We start from the raw sequence: 15591 nt of genomic DNA, 5'->3' as shown, positions 1-15591 counted from the left end.
ATGTTAACGTATGTGTCGCGCCTGCTCCCGGGCACTCGAAAGGAACATTGCATGCTCAGATTTGCGGCGGGAATGGTCGTCACGATGCTCGTCCTGCCTCCCCCCCCGAGCACCGGGGCGGCCGAGGCTTCGGCGTGCGTCGACTGCCACGGCAGTGCGGCCACCATGAAGCGACTCGGCTATCCCCACTTCACTGTTACCCCTCGGGAAGTCCGGCTCCAGAGTGGCATGCCCGCCGACTGCCACCACTGCCACGGCGGAAACCCGGCGGCCAGGGAGAAGGATGCGGCTCACGCGGGGATAGGACGGCTGGTGGCCGTGCGAAAAACGGGCCTCACGGGGGTGACCATGGAGCGAAAGCATCCCCTTTCCCTGGGGAGCAACCCCATGGAGCGGATACGCCTGATGGCCGACCAAGCCGGGACGCCGGTCCCTGATCGGACGGCAAGCATCCTCCTGTGGCAGGACAAGCGGACCGATACCCTCTCCCAGGATTTCGGCCGGATAGAGAAGAGCTGCGGAGGGTGCCATAAAGAGGAGTTCGCCGAATTTACCCGGAGCACCATGGCCCGCAACGGGAAGCAGAGCTCCTACCGGACCTGGACGGACGGAGAGCGGGGCCCCCACAACTGCGGGGTCTGGTTCACCGGCAACTATGAAGCCATCGCCGCCAATACGGCGGTCCCCTTTGACCGGACCACCAACGCCCTCAATCAGCGCCAGTGCAATACCTGCCACGTGGGATGCCTCGACTGCCACTACGACCCTCGCCCCATCGACCCGGCCAATCCGAAGTCGGGAATGCACACCTTCCGCAGGACTCCCCCGCCCGAAAACTGTTACGGCGGCGGCAGGGGACAGACCTGCCACGCGGGACCGGAAGAGCGGCGGCGCGGGGCGGGATACTTCGGGGGAGCCTATGCCAACCCCGAGGGGGTCGAGCCGGACGTCCACCTGAGGGCACAGGTCGCCTGCCTCGACTGCCATGAGTCGAGTCGCGGCAAAAAGGGACTGACCCACGCCATGGTCAGACGCCAGGCCACCTGCGACCGATGCCACGGGGCCATTGTCCGAAGCCACGCACTCTCCACCCACCGTACCCTCACCTGCGAGGCGTGCCACATTCGAACGGTGGGTGGATATCAGGGAACCTTCTGGGGACCGGGCATTCTGGGGGGGAAGCCAACGCCGTTTTTCAAATACAAGGAATACTACGGCATCATGGTCGACCCGATTCTGATCCGCGATCAGAGAGGGCGGTGGATACCCGTCAAGCCCTTTCCCATGGCGGTCATGAACGTGAAGGCGGCAGCTCTCGAGCCCGGCCTCCACTGGCGCTGGCCCGCAACGCTTCCCGACCTGGAGCGTACCGACGACGCCTTCGGCTACGTCGGTCTCGTGGGAGGGCTCCCGGAAAACAACAAGGCGCTCCTCTGGATTCAGATGGACAAGGTCTCCCACAAATACGGCACGCCGCGGCCGTGCGACTCGTGTCACGGATCGGCTGACGGGGCCCAGCGCCGGGAGGTGAACTGGGAATTCACCGACGCCGGCGCACTCCCTTTCAGCGGCAGACAGACCGTGGTGGCCGATGCCCGGGGGCTCGCCATCCGCGGCATCGCGGCGACGGACAAAATCGAACCGAGCGCCGGCACAGCCGTTTCCAGCTTTGCCCCCTGGTTCTACCTGAAGGATGCCTGGAGCATTCCGGGGAATTTTTCCCTCCCGGCCATCACGGACCGCGGACGCTACGAACGGCTGAAAGAACGCCGTGACGAAGCCCGCAAGGCCGGCATCATCCACCGTTGAAAGAGCAAACGACATCCAACGAGGAATTTATGGCTACTCCGACTCCAATCCGGGTGCTGATTCTGGAAGATTCCGAGGACGATCTCCTGCTCATGCTCCACGAACTGCGCCGCGGCGGCATCAGCCCGGAGTATGAGCGGGCCGACAGCGCCGAAGGGATGCACGCCGCCCTCGGCCGGCAGAAGTGGGACGCCATCATCTCCGACTACAACATCCCCGGCTTCGGCGCCCTGGCGGCCCTCGACATCGTCCGGGAGCGCAAACTCGACATCCCGTTCATCATCGTCTCCGGCAAGATCGGCGAGGACACCGCCGTTGCCGCCATGAAGGCCGGCGCCCACGACTATCTGATGAAGGGGAACCTCTCGCGGCTCGTCCCGGCCATCGAGCGCGAGATCCGCGAGGCGGACGAGCGGCGGCGGCGCCACCAGGCTGAAGAAGCGATCCGGACCCAGTTCGTCCAGATCAGCACCATCTTCGACTCCCTCAACGCCCTGGTCTACGTGGTGGACCTCGCGGACTTCCGGCTCCTCTACCTCAACCGCTACGGGATGCAGCTTTTCGGCGAAGAGTGGGAGGGGCGCCCCTGCTTCGAGGTGATCCAGGGGGGGAAGACGGTGCCGTGCGATTTCTGCACCAACGAAAAGCTGCTGCTGGACGGCAAGCCGCTCCCGCCGTACATCTGGGAGTATCAGAACTCCGTCAGCGGCCGCTGGTACCAGTGCATCGACAAGGCGATCCGCTGGACCGACGGGCGCCTCGTCCGGATGGAGATCGCCATCGACATCACCGAGCGGAAAGAGATGGAGCGGATGAAGGACGAGATGATCTCCGCCGTCAGCCACGAGATGCACACCCCCCTCACCGCCATGATGGGCTTCACCGAATTCCTGCTGGAAAACGAGGTGGACCGCGAGCAGCAGAAGAACTGCCTCCGGACCATCTACAAGGAGACGGAGCGGCTGAGCGAGCTGATCAGCAACTTCCTCCAGCTGCAGCGCCTCAGGGCGAGCATGGTGAAGTTCCGGATCAAGCCGGTGCAGGTGGGGCTCCTTCTGGCCGACGCCGCGGCGCTCTACGCAGCAGCGTCGAAAAAGCACCGGGTGATGGTGGAGTGCCCGCCCGATGTGGGGGCGGTGAGGGGAAACGAGGAGCAACTCTATCAGGTCCTCTCCAACCTCATCTCCAACGCCATCAAGTACTCGCCGGACGGAGGAGAGGTGGTCCTCGGCGCCCGGGCCGGCGAGGACGCCGTCACCTTCTGGGTGAAGGACCAGGGGATCGGGATCGCCCCCGAGTTCCAGGAAAAGATCTTCGAGCGGTTCTTCCGGGTGGACAACACCGACCGCCGCAAGATGGGTGGAGCGGGGCTCGGCCTGACCCTCGTCCGCGAGATCGTCGCCGCCCACGGCGGCAGGGTCTGGGTGGAGAGCGCCCCGGAAGCGGGAAGCACCTTCTACGTATCGCTCCCGGCCATGCGGCAGAGCGAGGCGGCCTGAGGAGTCACCCCGATCAGTGTGAGATCCAGAGGTAATCGCCGTCCGCCGGGGTAATCGAGCCGGGCGGAATGACCGGATCGGGGAGCACCACCCGCCCCGCCAGCGCCGGATTCTCCTTCACCGCCTGGGCCGGCATTCCGCCGCGCAGGGCGTGCCCTCCCCCCGTAATTACCACCACCGTCCGCCGGGGATTCTTCCGGACGAATTCCGCCAGGTGATAGGCCATCGCCTTGTTCCAGAGCATCTGGGCCTCGCAGAAATTCTTGAAGGTCCGCGGATTGGCGTCGTGATTGGAGAAGGAGCGCCGGATCATGGCCATGTAGGCGCTGTCCACGTCGCAGGTGACGGCGGGGGGGAGCATGCGCCGCTCCTCCGGGGTGAGGGAGGCAAAACCGGTGGCGGCCACTTTCCGGGTGATCTGCCGGGGGACGTTGAGTCCGATGAGCGGAATCCGGTTGTCCCGGGCGAAGAGGAGAATGTCGCCGTAGAGGGACCACGGGAGCGTCCAGTTCCTGAGATAGAACGCCCGGAACTCCGCGAGCCCCGTCTTCCCTTCCACCCAGCGGTCCAGTTCCTTCTGGTCCGCCGCCGTGAACATCTCCATCCCGATGGCGAGGGGGAGTCCCGCCCGGTGCAGTTCCCGGATGATCCGGAGCTGGAGGAGGTGGTGCTCCGGGTCGTCGTGGTTCTCTCCCGCGTAGATGACCCGGGCCCGCGCCAGGTCCTTCATCATCTCCCCGAAGCTGACATTCCGGCGGTCGCTCACCCGCACGATCAGATCGTGGCCGAAGCAGCACCGGGCCACGACGATCACCGCCAGCAGGACGGCCAGACCACCCCTTCCCCACCGCCTCACCGTGCCCCCCCTTCCCGCAGGGTCACCACCCCCTCCCCGCCCGCCGGAGCAGGGGTCTCCTTCACCCGGTTCTCCCCACCGGCGAAGACGAGGAGGCCGTACCGGCCGTAATGGGTTATCTTGGGAGCACCCTTCTCCGCCGCATCTGCCGACAGCGGCAGAAAGAGGGCCGCCACCCGCCCGGGAGCACCGGAGCGCCCCCCCGCGACGAGGAGGAGATCCCCCGGACCATCGTAGCGCGTCCCCTCCACTGAAAAAGCGTCCGCCCCTACCACCACCCCCGGCGGCAGCGCCGGCATAAGGTCGCGACGCACCGGCAGGCCGCAGACGAGCAGGTCCCGGCCCGCCAGAGTCGCGGGGCCCGCCCCCTCCTCCGCCATCGGCTTCGCCCCCTCCTGCCCCAGGGAGCGAAGCAGCAGCTCCAGGGTCGCACCGGTGGCCGCGCACCCCCGCGCAACCACCACCGCCAGCTGCCGGCTCCCCTTGATCCGGTTCACCGTGGCGGGGAGTTCCGTCGGCGCCAGGAGCCGGAAGGTGTCGACGTCGGGATCGAGCCTGACCCGCGCCGGCGGCCACGGCACGGTGACGGCAAAGGGGGTCCGCCCCCCGGCAAGCCGCACCGCCGTATCGAAGCGCTCCCCTTCGCCCTCGACGCGGAGCGCGACGGTGGACGGAGCGGGTCCCCCCTCCGCCATCACCGTCCCCCGCACCTGCCACCCCTTTTCTCCCCGCTCTCCCGTCACCGCGGCGAGGGCCAGACGCGGCCCGCCGGGGAGGTCGAGCCACGGGTTCACGAAGGGAGCCTGATCCTCCCCCGTCGCCCGGGAGAAGACGCGGACAAGATCGTCCCAGGAGGCGGCCGCGAAACGCCGCTCCCGGAAGAGCTCCCGCAGGGCGGCGAAGAACGCCTCGTCGCCGATCCGCTTCCGGATCATGTGGAAGAGCATGGCGCCCTTGCCGTAGCCGATGGCGCGGGATGCGGGGTCGGTCCGCCCGACGAAGCGCCGGAGCGGGAAATCCTCCCCCGGCCCCACGAGGGAGGCGTAGTCGGCCAGGATCCGGAAGCGGTAGTCGCGCCCCGCCACGGCCGATTTCCGCTCCTCCAGCAGATAGTCGGCGAGGTAGGTCACGAGCCCCTCGCACCAGTTGCCGCGGCGGTAGTCGACCAACACGCCGTTTCCCCACCAGGAGTGGGCGATCTCGTGGGGAAGGCTCGTGGAGGCGATGAAGGGGAGCCGGATCACCGTGGCGCCGATGAGGGTGTAGGAGGGGAAGCCGTAGCCGGTGGGAAAGAAGTTCTCCACCACCGCGAACTTTTCGAAGGGATAGGGTCCGAACTTTTCGGCATAGAAGCGGAGGTAGCCGGCGGCAGCCGCCAGATACCGGTCGGCGAGGGGGAGGTCCTCTGGGTAGAAGTAGGCGTAGAGGGGGATGCCGTCCACCGCCCGTTCCTCGACGGCATGGGGGCCCGCCGAAAGGGAGAGCCCCCCCGTCGGGCGGGCCTCCTCCCAGACGGAGCTCGTGACCCCGTCCGCCGTCTTCCGGGCGACGCGCCTGCCGGCGGTGATCGCCTCCGTCCCCGCCGGCGCGCTGACGGCAACGATGCGCCGGGGAGGCACCACCTGCGGGGCGGGGTACCAGCCGGCATCGCTCCCGAGGTAGCTCCCCCGGGGGGTGATCGTTCCGCTCACGCCGTAGGAGGGGTCTTCGGTGACCACGGGGCGCTCCGGGGCCGGATCGCGAAACAGGCAGCGATACCGCACCGTCACCTCGGGAGCCGCGCCCCCTTCCCCCCGTGGCAGCTCGATCTGCACCCGCGCCTCCCGGCGGCGGAACGGCACTCCCTTCCCCCCCACCGCCACGGCCTCGATCTCGGCGGCGGGGTTCAGGGAGAGGGAGAGGGAGCCGCCCCCTCCGGGGGCAAGGGTCAGGACGCTCTCCCCTTCCAGGAGCTGGCGCTCGGGAAGGAGGCGGACCCGGATCTCCTGGCGGGCGACCCGCGCCTCGTCGGGGGCCGCGCAGGCCACCGGCGGAAACGCCAGGAGGAGGAGCACGGTGATGCGTTGCAGCAGGGGGTTCATGGGGAACAACTATACCACCGAATCATCGGGGGAACAGGGGAGGGAAGGAAGGGGGAAGGGAAAGCGCGGCTACCAGCCGCCGCGCTCCCGGGTGCTCGTGCGGGAATGACGGTGCCGTTTCTTTTTCGCCCCGGCAAGGGCGAGGAGGTCGGCCTGGGTGGCCCGCCACCCCCCCTCCTCCCGGACGAGACGGACGGAGCGGGTGGAGTATTCCGTCTCCCCCGGCCCCTCCAGCCCGAAGCGGGCCCGGATGGTGACGGCATCGCCGCTCCCTGCGGTGGCGCGCACCTCCTGCATCTTCTCCCAGCAGCAGGCCGGCCGCCGGGAGGCGCTCGCCAGCTTGCGGGCGAACGCCTCCCGGCTCTCCCGCCCCGAGACCGACGTCTGGTCGTAGACCCCTTCATAGTTTCCGGCGCGCCAAAGATCGAGGATCCCCTCCAGGCTCTGGCGCGCCTCGGCCGCCACCGCCGGGTCCGCCGGCGCCCCCTTGCGGGCCTCCGCCGGCAGGGCCAGGGCGACAGCGATCAGGGAAGCGGCTATGGTCCGTACCGCATTCATGGTTCCCTCCTGGAATAGTTAAATTCCATTCACAATAGAGAAGGAAACCGGAAAGGGCAAGCGCTTTCCCGTTACACCCGCCGCTCCACCGCCCCGGCCACCAGCCGGAGCCGCGCCATGAGGGCATCGAACTTCTTCGGCTTCAGGGACTGGGGGCCGTCGGAGGAGGCGCGCTCCGGGTCGGGATGGACCTCGATCATGAGGCCATCGGCCCCGCCGGCCACAGCGGCCAGCGACATGGGGGCCACGTAGTGGTAGTTGCCGGTGCCGTGGGACGGATCGGCCACCACCGGGAGGTGGGTCATCTGCTTGAGGACCGGGATCGCCGAGAGGTCGAGGGTGTTGCGGGTGGCGGTCTCGAAGGTGCGGATGCCCCGCTCACAGAGGATCACCCGCTGGTTCCCCTCGCTCATGACGTACTCGGCGCTCATAAGGAACTCCTGGATCGTCATGGACATCCCCCGCTTCAGGAGCACCGGCCGGTTGAGCTGCCCCACCTTCTTGAGAAGGGCGAAGTTCTGGGCGTTGCGGGCGCCGATCTGGAGGATGTCGGCATACTCGGCCACCAGGTCCGCCGTCTCCGGGTTCACCACCTCGGTGACGATGGGGAGCCCCGTCACCTCCCGGGCCTTGGCCAGGAGCTTCAGCCCCTCCTCCTCCAACCCCTGGAACGAGTAGGGGGAGGTCCGCGGCTTGAACGCCCCGCCGCGGAGCACCTGGGCCCCGGCCGCCTTCACCGCCTTCGCCGTCTCGATGATCTGCTCCTCGCTCTCCACCGAGCAAGGGCCGGCCATGACGATGATCTCCGGACCGCCGATCGCCACCGTATCGCTGATCCGGATGACACTCGGCTCCCCCTTCACCTCCCTGGAGGCGAGCTTGTACGGTTTCAGGATCGGTACCACGCTCTCAACCCCGTGCATCGACTCGATGGACTGGAGCACCAGCTTCCCCCGCTCGTCCCCCACGGCGCCGATCACGTCCCGCGTCGTGCCGTGGATCACGTGGGGCTTGTAACCGAGCTCCTTGATCCGCTTGAGCACCTCGTCACGATCCTTCTTCGCCGCACCCGACTTCATAACGATGATCATCCTTTCCTCCCTTGTTTTCCCGGAAACGCCACAGGCCGGAGGATTTCTCCCCCGGCCTGTGTAGATCTGCTGCTCCTGAAACGAAAAAGCCGGGGGTGGTCTCTCTGTCCGCCCCCGGCTTCCGGTTTAGTGTATGGTCTGTTCAGCTTCCCCTACGATAAACCCCTACCCTGGGCAGACGGCCTAAAATAAAAGCCGTACCAAAAGTAAAAGCTAAAGTAGGAAATGAAGCCTTTGTTGAACATGGGAGGTATAGTTGCCCAGCCGGCCAGAGGATGTCAAGCAAAATATTTACACCTCCCCAAGGGGACGTTGTTAGCCAGCTAACTTGCTTGCGATATTATCTCTAATCGCGGAGTCCGATGCCAGCAACCCGGCCCCCCTTGCCACGGCCAGGGTAACCCCCGCGCGGCTCATCTTCAATGTCCGTGCGACTTCCGCACCGCTGTATCCCATCTCGCGCACCGAAACAAAACAGACAATGCTCCGCGCCTCGGCAACTCCCGCAACCCTCGTACGCCTGAGTAGTGCGTCTGAATCCACATTGCACATTACGGCAATCCGGTTTATCAGCTCATCGAGGGGGAGGAGCGATCCGACCGGTCGCGGTTCAGAGAGTTCGCCCCGGATGCGCTCGATAAATTCTCCACCACCGAGAATGCGCTCGTCGAACGATTCGGGCTTACCTGCCACGGAACCGCTCCTTCGGAGGCCACCTCCCGTAAGCTCACTTCTCTTGCCGAGCGCGATGCCGTCCGCAACGAATTGCCGGTAGGCATGCCTGGCCTTTGCTTTCTTGCACCCGAAACGCGAAAGAATTTCTTCGGTCTGCTGTCCGGCAAGCTCCCGATTCCCCATGAGGACTGCATGGCCACTCCAGGGGTAGCGGTCGAGCTCTTCCATGTCCCCCACTGCGCCAGCCCGCAAGGGGTTCAGATGGATATAGCGGACGAGCGCCAACAGATACGGCTCCTCTTCGCAGACAATGGATTTGTAGCGGTTCTGAAACAGATGGCCAACTCGACCGTGGCGGAGGTTGAAGGTGACGGCATGACCGGTGAGTAGCCTCCGCATGAAGGTGGCAAGCTTCGTTGGCCCGGTGCGCAGAAGGAGGTGGAAGTGATTGTCCATCAGCGCCCAAGCGAGACAGTCGGTTCCCGTCTGTTCGAGAAGCCGCGCAAGGCGCGCAGTGAACGATTCCCGGTCGCTGTTATCCATAAAGACGACCCGGCGTTCGATCCCCCTGACGATCACGTGATGAAGGATGCCGGGAATGTCGATGCGAGCTGTACGTGGCATGGGTGAAAAATAGCAGAAGCCGGGGCACTAGTCAACTAGCTAACAACGTCCCACATCCCCACACGAGAAAAAACGTTTTCGCACTCGAATGATTATGTGTTATTAATCTGTCGCAACTAATATTTACAAAGTTTTCTTCTTTTGTTTGAATTTATTGGAGGTTCTGCATGTCTGCCATTTTTCGTTTAATCGTGTTGGTTCTTTTTACTGTTTTTGCGATTTCATCGACATCTTCCGCGGCAATCGTTGGCATCTCGGGGGTCGTGAGGGACAGCACCGATAAAAAGCCATTACAGAATGTCACGGCATTTGCTTACGACAGCACAACGGGAACCAAAGCAGGCGAGGCAAAGACAGACTTGAACGGCTACTACCTTATCATGGGTCTCACTGATGGCTCTTATGTCGTTGAGATATCCACCGAAGGCTATGAGGCGCAATGGTTCAATAACAAAAGGGACCGATCATTGGCGAATCCTGTCACCGTGACGGCACCATACATTACCGTGGGTACGGATGCGCTTCTTGTGAAAAAAGGCGGAATTGCAGGGAGGATTACCGAACGCGCCTCCGGTACGGCCCTTGGGGGAGCACAAGTTACGATTTATGATGCAGTCACCGGAGCACCGGTCGGTTCGCAGACGACCGCTCTCGACGGGACATACACCATCGGAGGGATTTCGTCCGGCAATTACAAAGTCAAGTTTGAGAGCCCGGCGAATGGTGGTTTTTTGCCCCAATGGTACGACAACAACCCCACGCAGGATGCCGCAACAGTTGTCAGCGTGATGTCTCCGGCGGTGGCAATTAATGTCAATGCCGCTTTGGTGCACGGTGGCAGCATCCTTGGTACGGTCAGAGACTCTTACTCAGGGCAGGCAATACCCTCTGTCAGAGTGGAGCTTTATGATGCTGCGACAGGAGGCCTTGTCACAGCCGCCTACGGCGGGGCAGATGGAACCTATGTATTTAATGGTCTCCAGAACGGTACTTATAAGGTGGCTTTCAAAGCCACTGGCTATTTCACCCAGTGGTACCCACGTAAATCTGACACTTCTTCGGCTACAGAAGTACGAATCTCGGCACTTGACAGCATTACCGGCGCTGATGCGGAACTCATGAGGGATGGCTGGATAACCGGCTCCGTTACTGACGCCGAAACCGGGGCCGGCGTTTCTTATGTAGCGGTCAATCTGTATGAGGCAGCAACAGGAAATTACATCAAGTATGTGTTCACAAATTCCGTTGGCGCGTATACCTTTACCGCGGTTCCGAACGGCGTCTACAAGATACAGTTCTCGCCGTACGTAAGCTATGCCCGCCAGTGGTACAAGGGTAAGGATGACATATCGACCGCAACCCCTGTTACGGTCGACTCGCCTGCGGGGGCAAATGGTGTCGATGCCTCGTTGGCCAAAGCCGGAAGAATCTCCGGCATGGTTTCGGATAAACTCACCAATACCGGCATTGACTCTGTTGTGGTAGAGGCGTACGAAAGCCTGTCAGGAAGGGTTGTCGCCAATGCTGTGACGTCCAGGTGGTTTGGGTACAGCATTTATCCGCTTCCGCCTGGCAGTTACAAGATCAGATTCAAAAGCACAACTGACGGATACCTTGGCCAATGGTACGACAACCGTAACAGTGCAAATGACGCGACCATTGTTACCGTGTCAGCCGGAGGTGAGACAAAGGGGATCAATGCCGCTCTCATGAGGGGAGGGGTCATTACGGGCAGGGTGACCGATGCCTGGACCAACCAAGGAATCCCGAACCTTGCCGTTGAAGCATATGACGCTTCGACAGGCCTATTTGCCGGTTCCGCCACCACAACATTTTCAGTGACCTTCCCCCCAGAAACTGAACCATTGCAAGCTTAGTGATTTCGGTCTAGAACCTTCCGAAGGAGACTAGACATGAAAGCAAAGCGATTCACTGAAGAACAGATCATTGGCATCCTGAAGCAGGCAGAAGCTGGCATGAAGGTCGTAGACCTCTGCCGAATGCACGGCGTCAGCGATGCCACCTTCTACACTTGGCGCAAGAAGTATGGCGGGATGGATGTCTCCGACGCCAAACGCCTTAAACAGCTTGAAGACGAGAATCGCAAGCTCAAGCAGATGCTTGCCGAGGCCCTGCTTGACAACAAGATTCTCAAAGACGTCGTCTCAAAAAAGTGGTAGCACCCGCTGCACGACGGCACGTTGTGGAGTACCTGCGGCAATCCTACTCCATCAGCGAGCGGCGGGCCTGTAAGCTGTCGTGCCTTGACCGGAGCAGTTTTCGGTACCAGCCGAAACCGGACAAGAATACTGAACTGCGTATAAGACTGCGAGAACTGGCAGAGCAGCGGCGAAAATTCGGTTCTCCGCGATTGCATGTCCTGCTTCAACGAGAAGGACACCAGGTGAATCACAAGCGGATAGAACGGCTCTATCGTGAAGAAGGGCTGTCGCTACGTGGCAAGAAGCGGAAGAAACGCCTCAGCCATCTTCGAGTTGTGCTGGATTGGCCGCAGCAGGCAAACGAGCACTGGTCAATGGACTTTGTCTCCGACAGTCTGTGGAACGGCAGGCGGTTCCGTGTGCTGACCATCGTAGACGACCTGACCAAGGAATGCCCGGCACTGGAGGTGGATCACTCTCTGCCGGGGTTGCGGGTCACACGTGTTCTGGACCGACTAGCTTCGACCCGTGGCCTGCCCAAGGTCATCACCGTGGATAACGGTCCGGAATTCATAAGCAGGGCAATGGATGCCTGGGCTTACGAGAAAAAAGTAAGGTTGCGCTTCATTCAGCCGGGGAAACCGGTACAGAACGCTTATATTGAAAGCTTCAACGGCAAACTGCGCGAGGAATGCCTCAACGAGAACGTATTCATTGACTTGTACGACGCGAGAAAAAAGATCGAAGCATGGCGCAAGGACTACAACACATTCCGGCCGCACAGTTCGCTGAACAATTTGACGCCGGAAGAATTTGCCAACTCTTTACCCCAACAAGGCCAAATCACTAACTTCCAAATGGCTGAATGATGGGGGGAAGGTCAGTACGACGGTAAGGAGAGCACGGAAGCTGCTACGAAGGTAGTCGTCACTGCAAACAAGGCAACCACCGGCATCAACGCGGCATTGGTCAAGGGGGGCAGCATCTCCGGCACGGTAACCGACAGTCTAACCGGCGCAGGCATTCCCGGCGTCTACGTGACCGCGATTGACAGCAACTCCGGCATGTGGATCAACGGCACGGTAACCGACGCAAATGGCCTATATACCATCTCAGGACTTACCAGCGGAGATTACAAAATCCAATTCAGCGAATATGCAAGCGGCTATTTGAGTAAATGGTTCAACAACAAAGCCGGCATGACATGCTCGGACATCGTGCACGTTGTCCAGCCTGAGGCAAAGACCGGCATCGATGCAGCTCTGCTCAAGGGGGGAAGCATTTCGGGGAAGGTGACGAATCTGGATACCGGAACAGGTCTCGGTAGCGTCATGGTTTTCGCAGAGGATACTAAAACGCGCCGGGGTTACGGCACCATCACGCTGCCGGACGGCTCTTATTCTCTCAAGGGGCTTCCAAACGGTTCATTTAAGATTCGTTTCTCTTTGTGGGGTTATGTTTCGCTCTGGTACAGTTTGCCGTCTGACACGGATAGGCCCATCCCCATTTCGATAACGGCTCCGCTGGAGCTGACCGGCATTGATGCAGCCATGACAAAAGGGTTAAGCATCTCCGGCAGAGTTTCGGACAAATCGACTGGGGCAGGGATCGAGGGAGTATATGTCTCCGCGTATGGACAAGTCGGGGCGCTTGAAGCCAACTATGCGTTTACAGATGCTGCCGGCGTTTACACCCTCACCGGCCTGAAGAGGGGCCCTTACGCGGTACTTTTCAGCAGCCCCGGATACGTAAATGAATGGTACAACTCATCCCGGAACAGGGCTAAAGCTACCTCTGTTTTGGTAGCCGCCGCTGAAACGACCGGCATTGATGCTTCGTTGGAGAAAGGTGGAAGCATCTCAGGGACGGTAACGGACAGCACTAACGGCGCGGGGGTGCGGTACGCACAGGTAGCGGCATATGATACCCTTACCGGCAACCTGGCCGATATTACTTCGACCGATTTTCGCGGCACCTACACACTCAGCGGGTTGCCGAGCGGCACCTACAACGTCCGATTCGACGGCAGGTGGTCCGCCATGGGTGGTTATTTAAGCTCCTGGTACAAGGATGCACGCACCAGGGTGGATGCAATCCCCCTGACGGTGAGCGCCCCAAATGTATTGACCGGTATCGACGCGAGCCTCGCCAGGGGAGGAAGCATCTCCGGGACAATCAAGATCAACTCCTGCCCATCGCCGGAAGCGGTGCTGGTAAGGGCGTACGATGCCATCACCGGTGAAGTTGTCTCCTCATCATGGAGCTGGACAAGTTTCAACTCGAACTTCGTCATCAATGGTCTCCCCGGCGGAAACTACAAGATCGAATTCGACACCCTCGACTCGGGGTTCATCAGGCAATGGTATAAGGACAGGGAAGACATGGTGCACGCGGACACCATCCCCGTTTCAGGCACTGAAAACATCACTGCTATTGATGCACTGCTCCTGCCCGGTGGCGGGAGCATTTCCGGTATTGTGACCGACGAGGAGAACAAGGGGATTGCATTCCACGAAGTGAAGCTCTTTAACGCGTTCACACAAGGATTGGTCGGGACCTCTCACACGGACCAGGACGGCAAGTACTTCCTGAAGGGGCTCAATACCGGCAGCTATTTGGTTTTCTTTGAGGGTTCAGATCAGTTCGCCGGACGATGGTTTAACTGGAAAGGAAAGAAGAAAGCTTCCGTTGTCACCGTGAAAGCACCTGGTGCACTGTCAGGTATTGATGGTGTTCTTAGCGCAGCATCCGAGAAAGCGTCTGACGACGATGAGGCGAACGATTCCGAAGACCTCGGCCGATATCGCAAGAAAAAGTCTCGTTTGGTTAATTCTACTTTGTCACATTTCCATTGAAAGTCCTGAAGTGGGCAGAGGACTCTCCCAGAGAAAAAAGTGGACTCCCCCAAACCCTTTGACACTTCCCCCCTCCTTCCGGTACCTTGGCCCCCATGGAGCAGTTTCTCGCCAGTCACGGTCAGCCGGCCCTCTTCGCCCTGAGCTTCCTCGCCTCGACCCTGGTGCCGCTCGGCTCCGAGTGGCTCCTGGTGGCGATGCTCGTGGCCCGGCACGACCCCTTCCTCACCGTGGCGGTCGCCACGGGGGGGAATACGCTCGGGGCCTGCTCGACCTACGCCATCGGGCTCTTCGGCGGACCGTTCCTCGTCCGGAGGGTGCTGCGGATCGACGAGGAGACCGAACGGAAGGCCCGGCTCCGCTACGACCGCTTCGGCGCCTGGTCGCTCCTCTTTTCCTGGCTTCCGGTGGTCGGCGACCCCTTGTGCCTCGTGGGGGGAGTCCTGCGGGTCGGTTTCGGCCGTTTTACCCTCCTGGTAACGGCGGGAAAGCTTGCCCGCTACGCGCTCGTGGCGTGGCTCACCCTGCAGGTCGCCCGGCACTGAAATCTCTCATCGACCAGCAACGACAGCGGAGGACGAACATGCGCGCAGTCATCAACGGCATCACCATGGCATACGACGACCACGGCAGCGGGCCGGCGGTGCTCCTGATCCACGGCTTCCCCCTCTGCCGGCGGATGTGGCACCCCCAGATCCAGGCCCTCACCGGCGCCGGGTTCCGGGTGATCGCGCCGGATCTCCGTGGCTTCGGCGAGAGCGACGCCCCCGAGGGTCCCTACTCCATGGAGCTCTTCGCCGACGACGTGGCGGAACTCCTCGACCACCTCGGCATCGGCGAAGCGGTGATCGGCGGGATGTCCATGGGAGGCTACGTCCTGATGAACCTGCTGGAGCGCCACCGGCAGAGGATTCGGGGCGCCGTCTTCATCACCACCCGCGCCACCGCCGACGACGAGGCGGGAAAGGCACGGCGGCTCCAGCTCGCCCAGGAGGTGACGCGGCTCGGCCCCCAGGTGGTGGTGGACGCCTTCCGCACCATCCTCTTCGCCGACGCCTCCCTTACGGAGCGGCCGAAGCTCGTGGGCGAGGTCTCCCGCTGGATGGCGGAGACCGACTCCCGGGGGCTCGCCGGCGGGCTCCTCGCCATGCGGGAACGGAAGGACTACACCCCGCTCCTCGGCGGTTTCGCCCTTCCGGCGCTGGCCATCGGCGCCGCGGAGGACCGGGCCGCTCCGCCGGAAAACGCCCGGGCCATCGCCGCCGCCATCCCTGGCTGCCGGCTCTGCATCGTCCCCCAGGCGGGGCACATGGCGAATCTGGAGCACCCGGGGGCGTTCAACGACGCTCTCCTTGAGTTCCTGCGAAGCCTCTGACCCTCC

12 protein-coding genes are annotated in these 15591 nt (G+C 62.3%); 7 read left to right on the top strand and 5 right to left on the bottom strand.

The genetic code is table 11. From position 1 onward, the window contains the following. Positions 1-51 precede the first annotated feature (51 nt). Positions 52-1809 carry a cytochrome c3 family protein gene (locus GPICK_RS02070; protein WP_039740096.1) on the top strand — a complete coding sequence of 586 codons (1758 nt, stop codon included), beginning with the start codon at positions 52-54 and terminating at the stop codon, positions 1807-1809. 53 nt (positions 1810-1862) lie between these two features. Then, positions 1863-3308, top strand: a complete 1446-nt coding sequence (locus GPICK_RS02065) for a hybrid sensor histidine kinase/response regulator (RefSeq protein ID WP_236685618.1) — start codon at positions 1863-1865, stop codon at positions 3306-3308. 13 nt (positions 3309-3321) lie between these two features. Here GPICK_RS02065 and GPICK_RS02060 read toward each other — a convergent pair whose 3' ends face one another. The 5 genes from GPICK_RS02060 to GPICK_RS02040 form a co-directional block, all read right to left on the bottom strand. Next, positions 3322-4164, bottom strand: a complete 843-nt coding sequence (locus GPICK_RS02060) for a ChaN family lipoprotein (RefSeq protein WP_039740093.1) — start codon at positions 4162-4164, stop codon at positions 3322-3324. Then, complete coding sequence (locus tag GPICK_RS02055) at positions 4161-6245, bottom strand: M1 family metallopeptidase (protein ID WP_039740091.1); 2085 nt, start codon at positions 6243-6245, stop codon at positions 4161-4163. Before GPICK_RS02055 ends, GPICK_RS02060 begins: the two co-directional genes overlap by 4 nt. Positions 6246-6314: 69 nt before the next feature. Continuing rightward, on the bottom strand, positions 6315-6803 hold the full coding sequence (locus GPICK_RS17475; protein ID WP_039740089.1) for a hypothetical protein: 489 nt from the start codon (positions 6801-6803) through the stop codon (positions 6315-6317). Between the two features lie 71 nt (positions 6804-6874). Continuing rightward, on the bottom strand, positions 6875-7894 hold the full coding sequence (gene aroF / locus GPICK_RS02045; RefSeq protein WP_039740088.1) for a 3-deoxy-7-phosphoheptulonate synthase: 1020 nt from the start codon (positions 7892-7894) through the stop codon (positions 6875-6877). Positions 7895-8209: 315 nt separating this feature from the next. After that, on the bottom strand, positions 8210-9193 hold the full coding sequence (locus tag GPICK_RS02040) for a transposase (RefSeq protein ID WP_039740086.1): 984 nt from the start codon (positions 9191-9193) through the stop codon (positions 8210-8212). A 167-nt stretch (positions 9194-9360) separates the two neighbouring features. Between GPICK_RS02040 and GPICK_RS02035 the strand changes: the two genes are divergently transcribed. The 5 genes from GPICK_RS02035 to GPICK_RS02010 all read left to right on the top strand — a co-directional run bounded on the left by GPICK_RS02035 (position 9361) and on the right by GPICK_RS02010 (position 15585). Further along, entirely contained in the window at positions 9361-11070 is a 1710-nt protein-coding gene (locus tag GPICK_RS02035) for an MSCRAMM family protein (RefSeq protein ID WP_039740085.1), read from the top strand. Positions 11071-11106: 36 nt separating this feature from the next. Then, positions 11107-12224 (top strand): IS3 family transposase gene (locus GPICK_RS02025; RefSeq protein ID WP_407920188.1). Its coding sequence is split into 2 segments (ribosomal slippage): positions 11107-11362 and positions 11362-12224, totalling 1119 coding nucleotides; the frame shifts between segments, so codons are not numbered across the junction. Positions 12225-12320: 96 nt separating this feature from the next. Beyond that, positions 12321-14210, top strand: a complete 1890-nt coding sequence (locus GPICK_RS02020; RefSeq protein WP_039740083.1) for a carboxypeptidase regulatory-like domain-containing protein — start codon at positions 12321-12323, stop codon at positions 14208-14210. Positions 14211-14305: 95 nt separating this feature from the next. After that, positions 14306-14755 carry a YqaA family protein gene (locus tag GPICK_RS02015; protein ID WP_039740081.1) on the top strand — a complete coding sequence of 150 codons (450 nt, stop codon included), beginning with the start codon at positions 14306-14308 and terminating at the stop codon, positions 14753-14755. A gap of 38 nt (positions 14756-14793) precedes the next feature. Further along, the gene (locus GPICK_RS02010; RefSeq protein WP_039740079.1) at positions 14794-15585 is read left to right on the top strand and encodes an alpha/beta fold hydrolase; all 792 of its coding nucleotides are present in this window, start codon (positions 14794-14796) and stop codon (positions 15583-15585) included. The last annotated feature ends 6 nt before the right edge of the window (positions 15586-15591 follow it).

The organism is Geobacter pickeringii, assembly GCF_000817955.1.
GTDB classification, from domain to species: domain Bacteria; phylum Desulfobacterota; class Desulfuromonadia; order Geobacterales; family Geobacteraceae; genus Geobacter; species Geobacter pickeringii.
Note: the sequence above shows the minus strand (reverse complement) of the source record. Positions and strands in the feature narration are given on the sequence as shown.